At 66.0% G+C, this 13427-nt stretch carries 12 protein-coding genes; 7 read left to right on the top strand and 5 right to left on the bottom strand.

Features of this window, described 5'->3' with window-relative positions:
- Positions 1-7: 7 nt before the first annotated feature.
- Complete coding sequence (gene rpoZ / locus NX068_RS09810) at positions 8-223, bottom strand: DNA-directed RNA polymerase subunit omega (RefSeq protein WP_263461091.1); 216 nt, start codon at positions 221-223, stop codon at positions 8-10.
- Positions 224-225: 2 nt separating this feature from the next.
- On the bottom strand, positions 226-840 hold the full coding sequence (gmk, locus tag NX068_RS09805) for a guanylate kinase (protein WP_263461090.1): 615 nt from the start codon (positions 838-840) through the stop codon (positions 226-228).
- Between the two features lie 174 nt (positions 841-1014).
- Between gmk and NX068_RS09800 the strand changes: the two genes are divergently transcribed.
- A complete protein-coding gene (locus tag NX068_RS09800; protein WP_263461089.1) occupies positions 1015-1848 on the top strand; it encodes an aldo/keto reductase in 834 nt (277 codons plus the stop codon).
- Positions 1849-1946: 98 nt separating this feature from the next.
- A complete protein-coding gene (locus tag NX068_RS09795) occupies positions 1947-2279 on the top strand; it encodes a helix-turn-helix domain-containing protein (RefSeq protein WP_263461088.1) in 333 nt (110 codons plus the stop codon).
- A 227-nt stretch (positions 2280-2506) separates the two neighbouring features.
- Here the strand turns inward: NX068_RS09795 and NX068_RS09790 are convergent, their stop codons facing one another.
- Positions 2507-3514 (bottom strand): LysR family transcriptional regulator, encoded by a 1008-nt coding sequence (locus NX068_RS09790; protein ID WP_263461087.1) that lies wholly within the window; start codon positions 3512-3514, stop codon positions 2507-2509.
- Between the two features lie 268 nt (positions 3515-3782).
- On the opposite strand from NX068_RS09790, the gene NX068_RS09785 reads away from it, so the two are divergent.
- The 5 genes from NX068_RS09785 (at position 3783) to NX068_RS21225 (ending at position 10684) form a co-directional block, all read left to right on the top strand.
- Positions 3783-4976 carry an efflux RND transporter periplasmic adaptor subunit gene (locus NX068_RS09785; RefSeq protein ID WP_263461086.1) on the top strand — a complete coding sequence of 398 codons (1194 nt, stop codon included), beginning with the start codon at positions 3783-3785 and terminating at the stop codon, positions 4974-4976.
- A gap of 10 nt (positions 4977-4986) precedes the next feature.
- Complete coding sequence (locus NX068_RS09780) at positions 4987-8178, top strand: efflux RND transporter permease subunit (protein WP_263461085.1); 3192 nt, start codon at positions 4987-4989, stop codon at positions 8176-8178.
- Between the two features lie 16 nt (positions 8179-8194).
- Positions 8195-9724 carry an efflux transporter outer membrane subunit gene (locus tag NX068_RS09775; protein WP_263461084.1) on the top strand — a complete coding sequence of 510 codons (1530 nt, stop codon included), beginning with the start codon at positions 8195-8197 and terminating at the stop codon, positions 9722-9724.
- A gap of 353 nt (positions 9725-10077) precedes the next feature.
- Entirely contained in the window at positions 10078-10323 is a 246-nt protein-coding gene (locus NX068_RS09770) for a type II toxin-antitoxin system Phd/YefM family antitoxin (RefSeq protein ID WP_263461083.1), read from the top strand.
- A gap of 220 nt (positions 10324-10543) precedes the next feature.
- Positions 10544-10684, top strand: a complete 141-nt coding sequence (locus NX068_RS21225; RefSeq protein WP_327084817.1) for an Lrp/AsnC ligand binding domain-containing protein — start codon at positions 10544-10546, stop codon at positions 10682-10684.
- A gap of 102 nt (positions 10685-10786) precedes the next feature.
- Here NX068_RS21225 and NX068_RS09765 read toward each other — a convergent pair whose 3' ends face one another.
- Positions 10787-12004: an ATP-binding protein gene (locus NX068_RS09765; RefSeq protein ID WP_263461082.1), complete on the bottom strand. Its 1218-nt coding sequence runs from the start codon at positions 12002-12004 to the stop codon at positions 10787-10789.
- Positions 12005-12038: 34 nt separating this feature from the next.
- Complete coding sequence (locus NX068_RS09760) at positions 12039-13277, bottom strand: LA2681 family HEPN domain-containing protein (RefSeq protein WP_263461081.1); 1239 nt, start codon at positions 13275-13277, stop codon at positions 12039-12041.
- Positions 13278-13427 lie beyond the last annotated feature (150 nt).

The following is a 13427-nucleotide window of genomic DNA, read 5'->3' as shown; positions in this document are numbered from 1 at the left end:
ACCCGGCTCAGGCCTGGCCGCGGTTCAGCATCTCCAGCCCGACCTTGCCGGCGGCGACTTCGCGCAGCGCGATCACGGTGGGCTTGTCCTTGTCGGACGGGTCGAGCTCGATCTGCGGCGTGCTGCCGATGGTCAGCTGGCGCGCGCGGTAGGTCGCCGCCAGCGTGAGCTGGAAGCGGTTGGGAATCTTCTTCAGGCAGTCTTCGACGGTGATGCGGGCCATGTTCAATCCTGTTCCAAAAAGTCGAAATATTCGGGATGGCGCTTGTGCTGGCTGGCATGGCGCAGCCGCGAGGCGCGTACCACGGCAACCAGGTCGTCCAGCGCCTGATCGATTTCGTCGTTGATTATAACGTAGTCGAATTCCGCCACATGGCGCATTTCCCCGCGCGCGCCCAGCAGGCGCCGGCTGATGACCTCGTCGCTGTCGGTGCCGCGCCCGCGCAGGCGGGATTCGAGCTCCTCCATCGACGGCGGCAGGATGAACACCCCCACCGCCTCCGGGAAGACCTTGCGCACCTGCTGCGCGCCCTGCCAGTCGATCTCCAGCAAGGTGTCGCGCCCGGCGGCGATCTGTTCGCGCAGCCAGACCTTGGAGGTAGCGTAGTAGTTGCCATGCACCTCGGCCCACTCGAGGAACTCGCCGCGGTCGCGCAAGGCGCGGAAAGCCGGCACATCGACGAAGTGGTACTCCCGCCCGTCCTGCTCGCCGGCGCGCGGCGCACGCGTGGTGTACGAGATCGACAGCTGCACGCGCGCATCGCGCTGCAGCAGACCATGCACCAGCGTGGTCTTGCCGGCGCCGGACGGCGCGGTGACGATGAAAAGGGTTCCGGACATGGGGACGCTCGCAAATTCGCAAAAAACACCGCCCGGTGGGCGGTTGAAGGCTGGGATTGTAACGCGGGCGGGACGGAGGGTCGTGGGCAGCGCCCGCACCGCCTGTCGGCCGCCCTCTGCGGGCTCGACTGATCTACGATGCGACGGCAAGCCGACAATCATGGGATGAAAAACATGAAGACCATTGCACTACCCTCCGGAGAACACGTCCCTGCGCTGGGCATGGGAACCTGGATGATGGGCGAGGACCCGGCGCGCAGGGCCGACGAGATCGCCGCGCTGCAGCACGGCATCGACCTCGGCATGACACTGATCGACACCGCCGAGATGTACGGCGAAGGCGCTTCCGAGACCTTGATCGGCGAAGCCATTCGCGGCCGCCGTGACCAGGTCTTCATCGTCAGCAAGGTCTATCCGCACAACGCCGGCCGGCGCTCGATGCCCATCGCCTGCGAGCGCAGCCTGGAACGGCTCGGCGTGGATTGCCTGGATCTATACCTGCTGCACTGGAGCGGCTCGATCCCGCTCGATGAAACCGTGGAAGCCTTCGAGCGCCTGCGGGCGGCCGGCAAGATCCGCCACTGGGGCGTCAGCAACCTGGACGTGCGGGACATGAAAGCCCTGTTCACCGAGCCGGAAGGTGAACGCTGCGCCGTCGATCAGGTGCTGTACAACCTGTCCCGCCGCGGCATCGAATGGGATCTGCTGCCCTGGTGCCAGGCCCGCAACATGCCGGTGATGGCCTACTCGCCGCTGGAGCAGGCGCGGCTGCTGCGCAATCGGGAATTCGCATCGCTTGCCGCATCGCGGAGCGTCACCGCCGCCCAACTGGCGCTGGCCTGGCTGCTCCATCAGGAAGGTGTCATCGCCATCCCTAAGGCGACGGGCCGCGGCCGGGTGGAGGAGAACTTCGGCGCGCTGGATGTCGTCATCGACGCCGAACTTCGGGCGGAGCTGGATCGGATCTTTCCGCCGCCGACGAGGCCCAGCCCGCTGGAGATGATCTGATCGGAGTTCAATTTTTATACGCCATAGCGACTTATACCTTGCAAAAAACACGCTTTATCGTATAAATACAGCAAAGATGAATCGCTATGTCGTATGGCATGAAACCGCAATCGCGTGTCCGTAACCCTGAAACGCTCGCCCTGCTGGGCAAGCAGTTGCGCCGTGCCCGCGAAGCGGCCGGCCTGGCTCAGGGCAATGTGAAACACATGCGCCAGGGCACGGTATCGAAGATCGAGAACGGCCGCGAAGTCACGCTGGACACCTTCCTCACCTACGCCAGTTCTCTCGGCCTGGAGGTAGCGCTGGTTCCGATCGGGCAAGCCGCTCTGCTGGAGCAGAAACGGCTTTCCGGCAAATCGACCCCGCCCGTCCCTGAATCAGCCCCGATGGATCTGCTGACCGAATTCGAGCATCTGAAGGATCCGGAATGAATACCGTGCGCACACTGGAAGTGCGCCTGGGCGACCTGCGGGTCGGCCATCTGACGCACTATCCTGGGCAGCCGACTGAAGGACGCATGAGCGAACCCCACACACTCTCGCCATCCTCATCACGATACGGTACACGCGCCATGCGCGGATTGGCCACGGCCAGGCCTGCACCCAGCAACGCACAGACCACCTCGAAAGGCGGTTGAATCAGCTGAACCGTCCCGGGCCTACAGCACGCTCTCGGCCAGATTGTGTTGCTCGGCCACCGAGCGCAGCGTGTTGCCGGTGCACGGCCCCTCGTAGCTGCAGCAGTAATCGACCGCGGCGCGGCCGCCGAGCAGCGGGCAGGCGGCGAACAGCTCGGTGACCCAATCGACGAAGGCGCGCACCTTGGGCGACAGGTGGCGGCTGGCGGGATAGACCACCGATATCGGCAGCGAGGACGGCTGCCACTGCGGCAGCACCTCTTGCAGCGCGCCGGATTCCAGATGCGGCGACACCATGAAGCGCGGCGCCTGCACCAGCCCGAAGCCCTGCAGCGCACAGGCGAGGTAGGCATCGCCATCGTTGACCGCCACCACGCCCTTCATCTTGACCTCGGCGACTTCACCATCGACGACGAAATCCCAGTCCATGGGACGGCCGGTCAGGCTGGAGAAGTAATGCACCGCGTGATGCCCGGCGAGGTCGGCGATGGCCTTCGGTTCGCCGTGGCGTTCGAGGTAGGCCGGCGCCGCGCAGGTAACGACGAAGAAGGTGCCGATACGGCGCGCCACCAGCGAGGAGTCCGGCAACTGGCCGATCCGGATCGCGCAGTCGACCGCCTCGCGCACCATGTCCACCGGCCGGTCGCTCATGCCGATGGCGAGCTCGACCTCGGGATGGCGGGTATGGAACTCGCACAGATAGGGAATCAATACCAGGCGGCCAAGCGCGGCCGGCACGTCGATGCGCAGCCGGCCGCGCGGCGCGCGCGCGGCTTCGCGGAACGAGGCCTCGGTCTCCTCGACGTCGGCCAGGATGGCAACGCAGCGTTCGTAGTAGGCGGCGCCGTCCTGGGTCAGGCTCAGCCGCCGCGTGCTGCGGTTGAGCAGCCGCACCTGCAGCAGGCGTTCGAGATTCTGGATGATGGTGGTGACGGTGGCGCGCGGCAGCCCGAGGCTGTCGGCCGCGCGCGAAAAGCTGTTGGCATCCACCACGCGCGTGAACACCTGCATGGCCTGAAAACGATCCATTTCCCCTGCTCCTGATTCCTGTCCGCGAACCCGCCGGTGGGCGAATTATCCGTCAATCCTGGCTGAGATTATTCGCGATGAGCGAATAGTGTTTCCGAATTCGGCACATTTATCCAGGACAAAACAACAGCCAAGATTTGATGCACTGCGACATGACCGAAGCCGCCACGCATGCGGCCAGGCACGACGCCCCGCCACCGGAGCGCCCCTGAAACACCTGATCGCCCGCCGCCTGCCGGCGCCGCGATCCCCCGACAAGGAGTACACGATGTCCCTCTCGCGCAAGCCCCATGCCCTCGCCGCCGCGATCGCGGTGCTGCTCGTCCTCGGCGGCGGCTTCGCCGCATTCGGCCCGCAGGCCGATGCCCAGGCCACCGTCGCGCCGCCGCCCAGCCCGGTCGATGTGGCGACCGTCGCCAGCCGGCAGATCACCGACTGGCACAGCTATTCCGGCCGGCTGGAAGCGGTGGACCGGGTCGAGATCCGGCCGCTGGTATCCGGCACCATCACTGCGGTGCATTTCCAGGACGGCGCGCTGGTGAACAAGGGCGATCCGCTATTCACCATAGACCCCCGGCCCTACGCCGCCGCGCTCGAACATGCCCGTGCCCGGCTCGCCGCCGCCGAAGCGCGCGCCGCCTACACTGCCGGCGATCTCGCACGTGGCGAACGGCTGATCGTCGACAACGCCATCGCCCGGCGCGACTACGAAGAGAAGCGCAACGCCGCGCGCGAGGCCGAGGCCAACCGGCTGGCCGCCCGCGCCGCGCTCGAATCGGCCCGCCTCGACCTCGAATACACCCGCATCACCGCGCCTGTGGCCGGCAAGCTGTCGCGGGCGGAAGCGACCGTCGGCAACGTCGTCGCCGCCGGGCCGGGCACGCCGCCGCTGACCACGCTGGTGTCGATGGCGCGCATGTACGCCGCCTTCGACGTCGATGAGCAGAGTTTCCTCGCCATCATCAACGGTCGCCAGGGCGAGGCCGGCGTGCCGGTGCACCTGGGGCTGGCCAACGAGGACGGCCATCCGCGCCGCGGCACGGTCAGCTCGGTGGACAACCGCATGGACACTTCCAGCGGCACGATCCGCGTGCGTGCCGTGTTCGACAACGCCGACGGCACCCTGCTGCCCGGCCTCTACGCCCGCATCCGGCTGGGCAGCAGCACGCCGCGTGAGGCCGTTCTGATCGACGAGAAGGCGATCGGCACCGACCAGGACAAGCGTTTCGTGCTGGTGGTGGACGAGGCCAACCGCGCCGCCTACCGCGAAGTCACGCTGGGCGCCGCGCAGGGGCCGCTGCGGATCGTCGAGGAGGGGCTGCGGGAGGGCGAGCGCATCGTGGTCAACGGCCTGCAGCGCACCCGCCCCGGGCAGGCGGTCGATCCCCGGCCGGTGCTGATGTCGGGCGCCCCCGCCCCGGCCGCCGCCGCGCGCGATGCCGGCGACCCCGACAAGAGCTGAGCGCGCCGCCATGAACATCTCGAAATTCTTCATCGACCGGCCGATCTTCGCCAGCGTGCTGTCGGTACTGATCCTGCTCGGCGGCCTGCTGGCGATGTTCCAGTTGCCGATCTCGGAGTACCCGGAAGTGGTGCCGCCCTCGGTGGTGGTGCGCGCCCAGTACCCCGGCGCCAACCCCAAGGTGATCGCCGAGACCGTGGCCTCGCCGCTGGAAGAGTCGATCAACGGCGTCGAGGACATGCTGTACATGCAGTCGCAGGCCAACAGCGACGGCAACCTCACGCTCACCGTGCATTTCCGCCTCGGCGTCGACCCGGACAAGGCCCAGCAACTGGTGCAGAACCGCGTCTCGCAGGCGCTGCCGCGGCTGCCGGAGGACGTGCAACGGCTCGGCGTGACCACGGTGAAGAGCTCGCCGACACTGACCCTGGTGGTGCATCTGGTGTCGCCGGACGACCGCTACGACGCCACCTATCTGCGCAACTACGCGGTGCTCAACGTCAAGGACCGCCTGTCGCGCATCACCGGCGTCGGCGAGGTGGCGATCTGGGGTGCGGGCAACTACGCCATGCGCGTGTGGCTGGACCCGAACAAGGTCGCCCAGCGCGGCCTCACCGCCAGCGACGTGGTGCGCGCCATCCGCGAGCAGAACCTGCAGGTCGCGGCCGGCGTGATCGGCGCCTCGCCCACGCTGCCCGACGTGCCGCTGCAGTTCTCGGTGAATGCCCAGGGGCGGCTGACCACCGAGGTGGAGTTCCGCGACATCGTGCTCAAGACCTCGGCCGACGGCGGCGTCACCCGGCTCGGCGACGTCGCCCGCGTCGAGCTGGACGCGGCCGAGTACGGCCTGCGCTCGCTGCTCGACAACAAACCCGCCATCGGCATGGGCATCATGCAGTCGCCGGGCGCCAATGCACTGGCGGTGTCCGAGCAGGTGCGCGCGGCCATGGCGGAACTGAAGCAGGACTTTCCCGACTCGGTCGACTACCGCATCGAATACGACCCCACCCAGTTCGTGCGCGCCAGCATCAAGGCCGTGGTGGTGACGCTGCTCGAGGCGGTGGCGCTGGTGGTGCTGGTGGTGATCCTGTTCCTGCAGACCTGGCGCGCCTCCATCATTCCGCTGCTGGCGGTGCCGGTGTCCATCGTCGGCACCTTCGGCCTGATGCTGGCCTTCGGCTATTCGATCAACGCGCTGTCGCTGTTCGGCATGGTGCTGGCGATCGGCATCGTGGTGGACGACGCCATCGTCGTGGTCGAGAACGTCGAGCGCAACATCGCCGCCGGCCTCGCGCCGCGCGACGCCACCTACCGCGCGATGCAGGAGGTCAGCGGCCCGATCATCGCCATTGCGCTCACCCTGGTGGCGGTGTTCGTGCCGCTCGCCTTCATGACCGGGCTCACCGGCCAGTTCTACAAGCAGTTCGCGATGACCATCGCCATCTCCACGGTGATCTCCGCCTTCAACTCGCTGACCCTGTCGCCGGCACTGGCCGCGTTGCTGCTGAAAGGCCACCACGACCACCGGCCCGACTGGCTGACGCGGGCGATGAACCGCACGCTCGGCGGCTTCTTCGCCCGCTTCAACCGCGCCTTCGGCCGCGCCTCGGAAGACTACGGCCGCGGCGTCGGCGGCGCGATCGTGCGCAAGGGCAGGATGATGGGCTTGTACGCGGTGCTGCTGGCGCTCACCGCCGGCGTGTCGTGGATCCTGCCCGGCGGCTTCGTGCCGGCGCAGGACAAGCAATACCTGATCAGCTTCGCCCAACTGCCCAACGGCGCCTCGCTCGACCGCACCGAGGAGGTCATCCGCCGCATGGGCGAGATCGCCCTGGAACAGCCCGGCGTGCAGAGCGCCATCGCTTTCCCCGGCCTGTCGATCAACGGCTTCACCAACAGCTCCTCGGCCGGCATCGTGTTCGTCACCCTCAAGCCCTTCGCCGAGCGGCGCGCGGCGGAACTCTCGGCCGGCGCCATCACCGCCGCGCTCGACAGCCGGTACGCCGCGATCAAGGACGCCTTCATCGCCGTGTTCCCGCCGCCGCCGGTGATGGGCCTGGGCACGCTGGGCGGCTTCAAGCTGCAGATCGAGGACCGCGGCGCGCTCGGCTATGCCGAACTCGACGCCGCTGCGCGCGCCTTCATCGCCGCCGCGCAAGAGGCGCCGGAACTCGGCCCCGCCTTCACCAGCTATCAGATCAACGTGCCGCAGCTCGACGTGGATCTGGACCGGGTCAAGGCCAAGCAGCTCGGCGTGTCGGTCACCGACGTGTTCGACACCATGCAGATCTATCTCGGCTCGCTGTACGTGAACGACTTCAACCGCTTCGGCCGCGTCTACCAGGTGCGCGCCCAGGCCGACGCCCCCTTCCGCGCCCGGCCCGAGGACATCGGCCAGTTGAAGACGCGCAACGCCGCCGGCGAGATGGTGCCGCTGTCTTCGCTGGTGAGGGTGTCCAACGGTTTCGGCCCGGAGATGGTGGTGCGCTACAACGGCTACACCGCGGCCGACATCAACGGCGGCCCGGCGCCCGGCTATTCCTCCGACCAAGCCGAGGCCGCGGCCGAGCGCATCGCCGCCGAAGTCCTGCCGCCCGGCATCCGCTTCGAATGGACCGACCTCACCTACCAGAAGATCCTGGCGGGCAATGCCGGGGTATGGATCTTCCCGCTGAGCGTGCTGTTGGTCTTCCTCGTGCTGGCCGCCCAGTACGAGAGCCTGACCCTGCCGCTGGCGGTGATCATGATCGTGCCGATGAGCATCCTCGCCGCGCTCGGCGGGGTGTGGCTGACCGGCGGCGACAACAACCTGTTCACCCAGATCGGACTGATGGTGCTGGTGGGGCTGTCGGCCAAGAACGCCATCCTCATCGTCGAGTTCGCCCGCGAGCTGGAACTGCAGGGCAGCACGCCGAAGGAAGCCGCCATCGAAGCCAGCCGGCTGCGCCTGCGTCCCATCCTGATGACCTCCATTGCCTTCATCATGGGCGTGGTGCCGCTGGTGCTGTCGTCCGGCGCCGGCGCCGAGATGCGCCAGGCGATGGGCGTGGCGGTGTTCTTCGGCATGCTCGGAGTGACCGTGTTCGGCCTCTTCCTGACGCCGGTGTTCTACGTGCTGCTGCGCACGCTGGGCGGCGGCCGCAAGCTGCACAGCGCCAGCCCGCATGCGGCGCCGATTCCCGCACCCCATCTCGCGTCCTGAGCACGGAGCCGACGACATGAGAGCACCCCACACACGCAGCTCCCGCGCGCGGCGGATTCCGCTGCTGCTCGCCACCCTGCTCACGCTCGCCGGCTGCTCGCTGGCACCGGTCTACGAACGCCCGGCGGTCACCACCCCGGCCGCGTTCAAGGAAGCCGACCCGGCGCTCGAAGCCGCCGCCGCGGCGCGCTGGAAGACCGCCACGCCGGCCGAGGACCGGCACCGCGGCGAATGGTGGCGGCTGTTCGGCGACGACGTGCTGAACGCGCTCCAGGCCGAGGCGCTGGAGTCCAATCAGGATCTCAAGGCCGCCGCCGCACGCCTCGCCCAGGCGCGCGCGCTGGAAGGCAGCGCCCGTGCCGAGCGCATGCCGCAGGTCGACGCCGGCTTCGGCCCCACCCGCCAGCGGCCCTCGCCCGCCTCCCAGGGCCTGGACGAGGATGCCCCGGTGTCGCCCGACACCCTGTGGCGCGCGCAGCTCGGCATCGCCTACGAGGTCGACCTGTTCGGCCGCGTCGCCTCGACGGTCGCCGCCGCCGGCGCCGACAGCCAGCAGTACGAGGCCTTGCTGCGCTCGGTGCAGCTCGCGCTGCAGGCCGACGTCGCCCAGGCCTATTTTCTGCTTCGCGAACTCGACGCCGAGCAGGCTCTGTTCGACGCCACCGTGAGCCTGCGCGCCGAGGCGCTGGAACTGGTGCGGCGCCGCTTCGAGGCCGGCGACATCGGCGAACTCGAAGTCGCCCGCGCCCGCACCGAACTGGCCGCGACCCAGGCCGAGGCGCACGGCATCGCCCGCCGCCGCGCCATGGCCGAGCACGCGCTCGCGATCCTGCTCGGCCGACCGCCGGCCGCGTTCGACTTCGCACCGCGGCCGCTCGGGCGGATCACGGTCGAGGTGCCGGCCGGGCTGCCGTCGGCGCTGCTCGAACGCCGCCCCGACATCGCCGCCGCCGAGCGCGCCATGGCCGCCGCCAATGCCCGCATCGGCGCGGCGCACGCGGCCTTCTTCCCGCGCCTGACGCTGACCGGCGCGTTCGGCCACGAGTCGGCCGAACTCGGCGACCTCTTCCAGTGGTCCAGCCGGACCTTCCTGCTCGGCCCGCTGGTGGGCGGCATGCTGTCGCTGCCGATCTTCGACGGCGGCCGCAGGCAGGCCGGGCTCGACCGCGCCCGCGCGGTGTACGAAGAGGAGGTCGCGCGCTACCGCCAGAGCGTGCTCGAGGCCTTCCGCGAGGTCGAGGACGGCCTCGCCGCGCTGCGCCTGCTCGGCGCGCGCACCCACGCGCAGGACGAGGCGGTCGCCGCCGCCGAGCGCGCCGCCCGCCTGTCCCGCCTGCAGTATCGCGAAGGGGCAACGAGCCATTTCGAGGTCATCGATGCCGACCGCAGCGTGCTGCAGCAGCGACGGGCGGCCGTCCAGCTCGACGGCGAGCGCGCGCGCAGCACGGTGGGGCTGATACGCGCGCTCGGCGGCGGCTGGGACGGGGTGGCGGGCACGACCGGCGAACCTCTGGCGGTGGTGGGGCAGGTCGTGCGCGACGATTGATCGAGGGCGCGCAGCGGACGTGTTCAGCCTCAGTCATAGCGCGATCTCCACGGCGATTGACGAGGAGGCTGTGAGGTAAAAATTCGGGCGTTGCCCCAAAGTCGCGGGGTCAGTGCATTTACCCCACAGGAATCGTGCGCCACGCGGATACCGCTGAGGCTGTCACGATGCCATAGGCCGGCGCGACTTGGTGCCTCGTCGAAGCACCATTGTTACCCTTGTATCGTGTGGTCGTTGTATCACTGGGGCCACCTTTGGCGAACAGCTGAAGGCCGATTCTATGCGGACGAAACGCCGTCCTTGATTCCACTGGGACTAGTCTATAGTCCAGTCTGATTCAACCGGAGAATGCCATGAACGTTGAAATCGGCTCGTATGAGGCCAAGGCCAAGCTGCCGGAGTTGCTCCGCGGCGTACAGGCAGGCAAGCGCTACACGATCACCCTGCGTGGCGAACCGGTTGCTGACCTAGTGCTGGCCGAAGGCAGTGAGCAGGCGGATGCCGTGGCGGCCGTTGAGGCGATGCGTCAGTTCATGCGCGCAGTGCCGCCCGTCAAGGGGGTCGATCTCAAGGCGCTGATCAACGAAGGCCGAGCATGAGTTTCGTGCTCGACAACTCGGTGGCGATGTGCTGGCTGCTGGCCGATGGCAAGCCTGGAACATCTGACGCTCCCCAAGCAGTAACGCAGAGTTGAGGGTTCAATAGATTCCGGACAGTCGGACGCGCACCCACTAGCAGTAACTTTGCCCGCTACGATGGGGCCAAGCGCGAAAAAGACTCCAAAGCCCCCGTGGCCGTCAATATTTTGGACCGCCTGACCTGCTCCGCATCGTAGCCGCCGACCTCAACGCCTATCGGAAATTCCAGGTCGACCACCTCACGCGGATCAAGGGAGTGCAAAGCGTCAAGACGGACATCCCGATGCAGCAGATCAGGCTGACGTCTGAGTTGCCGCTTTGAGTTCGGTAAACTCGGTTGAGCTTCCTCCGCCTCGCCACATAATATCGGCCAAAAGCACCCACCACTAGGCTGTAGGCACTCACGTCAAAACGCGCATCGCCGCTATGTGAACTTCAATTCAGGCGGCTGGCCATGAGTATGGATGACCTGCCATCCATTCCATTGCACGTTACCGAGGTCCAATCCCCGATTCGGCAGACTCATCAGCGTCTGGAACTGGTTGACCGGATCCAACAGGTGATGCGAGTAGGTATCGAAGAAGCCGTCCACGAAAACCGACGGTATCTCCTCCAGTACTAGAAGCGTGGGGCAGTATCGGCCTGAAAGCCGTGCCGCGGCGGTAGCCAATTCCAGTACGACTCCGGCCTCTTCGCCTCCACTCAAACTATTCAGAGTTACCCCTGGTGGCCTTTCCGGCATATCCAGGCGGAGAACCTCTACCCCATCGCCCGGATTGCGCTCAAAGCGGAGATTAGCGGCTCTCGCGTGTGGAAAACGGTTCGCTTCCTGCACCAACCCCCTGATAACCGCCTTCGGCAAACCCAAGGCGCGTGACAACCACTCGATATGGTCCCCACAAGCTATGGTCGAGCGGCACGGTTGAATCACCTTAAAGCCCAACGGCACGAAGGCACACGGGCTCCCGTCGATCTCGTAGGCCGCATCGCCCCCTGATGCGGTCACGGACAGTTGCTGCAGCTTTGGATTCAACACCGACATCCTCACCTGGATCGGCAATGACTGGACAGTCATCCAGTGCGAAAATCGCTCCGGATCGAAAAATCCGGTAATCCATTCAATTAATGCTGTCTTGCCGGTTCCGTTCATCCCATAGAGTAGATTCAGCTTGGCGAACTGGAAGCGCTGCCCCGACACGAACAACGGATTCTGCCCGACTGAGAACTCGTGCAGCCAACCGATCGGTGGGAACAATCGTTCGTGCTCCAGGGCAACACGTGACTCGTGCAGGGCCTTGTAGCTATGCAGTACCTCCGGCGGATAGGCACTTCCCTGGTGGTTGTCCACGAGCTTGGCATGTCTGCCACAGAGCCATATCCCGTTGTCCGCGCTGTGCAACTCCTCGGGCGTCAACCCGCCTTGGCCGCGGGGTCCATTGGAAGCTGCGGAGTAGATGTGGGCAGCGTATCCGCTGTGGGAAACATATTGACCATTGGCCCCGATACCCGTGGTCCGGCGATTGCACCCGGGGAAGCTGCACTGGTACCCCGCACGCTCGGCGATCTGCCGGCGGACAGAGGCGGAGAAGTCATACCGCCCTCTGGATTTTTTGTTCTCCATACGTTCGCTCATCGCTTCCATTCGTCACGCCAGATATTGAGTGACATAGGTGCGCTCAGCCCCTTCTTGCCCCTGGCCCGTCTGCGCTCCTCCTGGCCAGCGACAGGTATACGAGTGCCGACCGAACCAGTTGCAGGAGCCGCAACGTCTTCTGCTCCAGCTCCAATCGAGTGACGTAGTAGGCCAAAGTGTCGTGGAACGGATGGTCCTTGCCGCGTAGAGGCACCGACATCTCGCATACCTTCACGTACTTGTGTTCAAGGTGGTTGCGAAGTTCAGCCAAGGCACGCGCCTCCGGCTCTGTCGTGTCCTTTACCTCTTTCTCAAAAAGATCCTTACTCAGCCAGTACAAGCCGCGAAGCGGCCAGTTTTCTGAGTTGGCGACGAGCACCCGCAACGGCCCACCTTTCTTCTCGCGCCAGATCGTTCTGAAGCTCACTTGGTGTTCGGCAACGCCTAAGCCAAGGTAGAAATTAAGGAAGTAGGCGATTTTGTCAAAAAGCGAGTAACCCAGTCTAAAGGCCATTTTTACTTTTTCAAGCGAGAGCCCGTAAGACGGATAGTCCAACGTGTTGAACAGCAGCACCTCTCGGTCCGAAAAGTGGGCTTCTTCCGCATGGGTTCCTTCCCACAACAGCCATCGTGCCGAGACGAACAACTGTTTGAGTTCATTGAACATGCCAGTCACGATCGGCGGCTTACCCGCCGGCAAGGTGAAATCCGGTAGGCTCAAAACATCCTGTGCGGCGATCGGCACCGGATCGACGTCATTCAACGGATTGAGAAACAGCGTGTGCTTCAGGCACCAGCGACGGTAGGCCTGTTCTGTCGGGCTCTCGCCCAATGACCAGGCATCAGGCCGGTACGACTGACCGATGGCCTCCAGATCGTAATGCTGCGCAATCTGCTTAGCGGCCTGCACAAAGGCCCTCTGCACCCCAGGGTCGCCCAAGTGCGGAAGAAGATTGATCAGTTCCACCGCTTTGGCAAGGTCTCGGTAGGCGTGATAGGCGAACACGCCTTCATGGCCCGGATCGTACAGCGCCGCAGCGTAGTACATAAGCCCGCGGCCCCGATTCGCCTTGGCCATCCAGAACCGAGGGTCGATGGCCAAGGCGGCGCTCCAGCAGGCACGCGCCTCGACGAAGCGGCCTAACGCATCAAACTGGTTGCCGAGGTTGGTCAGTATCTGGCAGCGCCGGACCGGCTCCATTGCGGCGAACCCGGAACCATGCGCCGCACGGCGCAGCAGAAATATCTGTTGTTGGATCTCGAGCTGCTCGAAGTTCCACAAGTCCTCGCGTTCGCGATAGCGTCGTTGATACCGGCATGCCCATGCGTTGGCACGGAAATAGTCGAGCAGGGCCCGCGCCTCCCCCCCAAACCACGCGCTTCCAGTTGGTCTGCGAGATCGAGCGCGTGGGCAACGAGAATCAGATTGTCG

This window comes from Thauera carbonicopians (assembly GCF_025699485.1).
In the GTDB taxonomy this organism is placed as follows: Bacteria; Pseudomonadota; Gammaproteobacteria; order Burkholderiales; family Rhodocyclaceae; genus Thauera.
Note: the sequence above shows the minus strand (reverse complement) of the source record. Positions and strands in the feature narration are given on the sequence as shown.